Source organism: Mesorhizobium sp. M2C.T.Ca.TU.002.02.1.1, assembly GCF_003997225.1.
The window spans coordinates 1-2,071 of record NZ_RZTO01000975.1 but is presented as its reverse complement, the minus strand read 5'-3'; the positions used below and the strand labels follow the sequence as shown (position 1 = coordinate 2,071).

The following is a 2,071-nucleotide window of genomic DNA, read 5'->3' as shown; positions in this document are numbered from 1 at the left end:
ACCGGAAATCCTTGCGGTTTCCGACCGCATCCTGGTCGTCAAGCGCGGCCGCGTGGTCGAGGAGATGATGCTGTCGGACGCAACTGAGGAACGCGTTATGTTCGCCGCGGTCCACTAAGGTATGTTGATATTCAGGTGAGGCCGGCCTGCAAACGGCGGTTTCCTGCGCTTCCGGTGCTCACGTACTATAGTACGCTCCGCTCCGGTTCTCGGAAGCCACCGTTTTCGACTCGGCCTGACCTGAATCTCAACACACCTTGATCGGGAGCAGGTTTGCTGGCTAAACCCGACCGGCACCTGGAGCGGCCCTATTGCCTTGCAATCGCTTCCGCGTCTGAATAGGTCAGGAGGCCAGATCACCTGCCCGAGCGGACATGTCCAGCATCAACCTCAAACTTCTGCAGACGTTCCTGCTTGCCGCAGAAAACGGCAGCTTCCGTCGTGCTGCCGAAGAGAGCAACCGCTCGCCGTCGGCCGTTTCCATGCAGATACGCGACCTGGAGGAGCAGATCGGCATCTCGCTCTTCATACGCACGGCGCAGCGCGCCAGCCTGACGCCGGAAGGCCAGGTGCTGTTCGAGGAGATCGCCAATGCGATGTCGCAGGTGCAGACCAGCCTCGACCGGCTGACCGAGATCGCCGCGCGGCGCAAGGGCAAGGTGCAGATCGCCTGCGCGCCGACATTGGCGGCGAGCCGGCTGGGCGACATACTGGCGACGTTCAAGTTGCGCTATCCGCGTTCGATCGTCGAGGTCATCGAAACCCCGCCGCAGGCAGCGCTTGCGCTGTTGCAGCAGCAGGAGGTCGAGTTCTATCTCGGCCCCGAACTGCCGAACCTCAACGACTTCCAGTTCGAGTCGATCCTGGACGATCCGCTGATGGCCTGCATCCCGGTGGAAAACTATAGCGGCGAAAAGAAGCTCAATCTGTCCGATCTCAAGCGTTTCCCGCTGATCCTGCTCAACCGCAAGACGGCGGTGCGCGGCCTTCTCGACCGGCTGACGGCGGCGGAGGGCATCGAGCTCAAGCCGCAATACGAGGTCGAAAGCGCACAGACGGCGGTGGCGCTGGTGTCGTCGGGACTGGGTGTCTGCGTGGTGCCCGGCATCGCCATCTCGCGCAACGACGAGCGCATGCGGGTGGTGCCGATCGACCATCGCGACGCCCACCGCTCCGTCGGCATCATCACCGCGCGGGGCTACGTGCACCACTCCTTCTCAGAGCAGCTGATGAACCTGATCCGCACCAATCTGCGCGAGCTGGCGCACTGATTGTTCCGACGCTTCGCAGATATGGCAACGCCCTCCCTTCGTCATCCTAGGGCGAAGCAAGGAGCGAAGCGACGCGCGTAGACCCTAGGATCCATGCCGGAATCTCGACCGTAGAGTGCCACAGTGGGAGGATGGTCGTTGACAGCAGCACCGATTAGAATCGCCACATGACCGGCTACGTCTACATGACCGCGAGCCAGAAAGGCGGCACGATCTACATCGGTGTCACCAATGACCTCGCCCGCCGAATTCCAGAGCACAAGGCTGGCCAAGGCTCACGCTTCACCAGCCGCTACAACGTGCAGCGTTTGGTCTGGTACGAGGAGTTTTTCGATATCGCCGACGCAATACAGCGCGAGAAATCGCTGAAACGCTGGCCAAGGCAATGGAAGGTCGAACTGATCGAGAAGACCAATCCGACTTGGTCCGAGCTATTTCGCGGGATCGGCTGGTGACTATTCTTCACCCTAGCAGCGCTCGCAAGTTCAGGCATGGATCCTAGGGTCTGCGCGCGTCGCTTCGCTCCTTGCTTCGCCCTAGGATGACGAAGGCATGGGCGTTTGCGCACCCACCATTCGCAGGCCGGCCTCACCTGAATATCAATCAGTCTGGATCCAGACCGCCTTGGTCTCCAGATATTCGTGCAGATGCTCGATGCCGCCCTCGCGGCCGTAGCCGGACATCTTCATGCCACCGAACGGCACGGCCGGGTCGATGGCATGGTACATGTTGACCCAGACCGAGCCGGCCTTGATGCGGCGGGCAAGCTTGTGCGCGGTGCCAAGATTGGTGGTGAAGAT

Annotated in this window: 3 protein-coding genes; 2 read left to right on the top strand and 1 reads right to left on the bottom strand. The window is 61.3% G+C overall.

Going from position 1 to position 2,071, the window contains the following annotated elements; translation table 11 throughout:
* Positions 1-374 precede the first annotated feature (374 nt).
* Together EOD07_RS32220 and EOD07_RS32215 are read left to right on the top strand one after the other, a co-directional pair.
* Positions 375-1,271: a LysR family transcriptional regulator gene (locus EOD07_RS32220; protein WP_073985395.1), complete on the top strand. Its 897-nt coding sequence runs from the start codon at positions 375-377 to the stop codon at positions 1,269-1,271.
* Positions 1,272-1,438: 167 nt separating this feature from the next.
* The gene (locus EOD07_RS32215; RefSeq protein ID WP_127238130.1) at positions 1,439-1,726 is read left to right on the top strand and encodes a GIY-YIG nuclease family protein; all 288 of its coding nucleotides are present in this window, start codon (positions 1,439-1,441) and stop codon (positions 1,724-1,726) included.
* 144 nt (positions 1,727-1,870) lie between these two features.
* Here EOD07_RS32215 and EOD07_RS32210 read toward each other — a convergent pair.
* The coding region (locus EOD07_RS32210; RefSeq protein ID WP_127238129.1) for an aldehyde dehydrogenase family protein at positions 1,871-2,071 on the bottom strand (201 nt) is incomplete at its 5' end.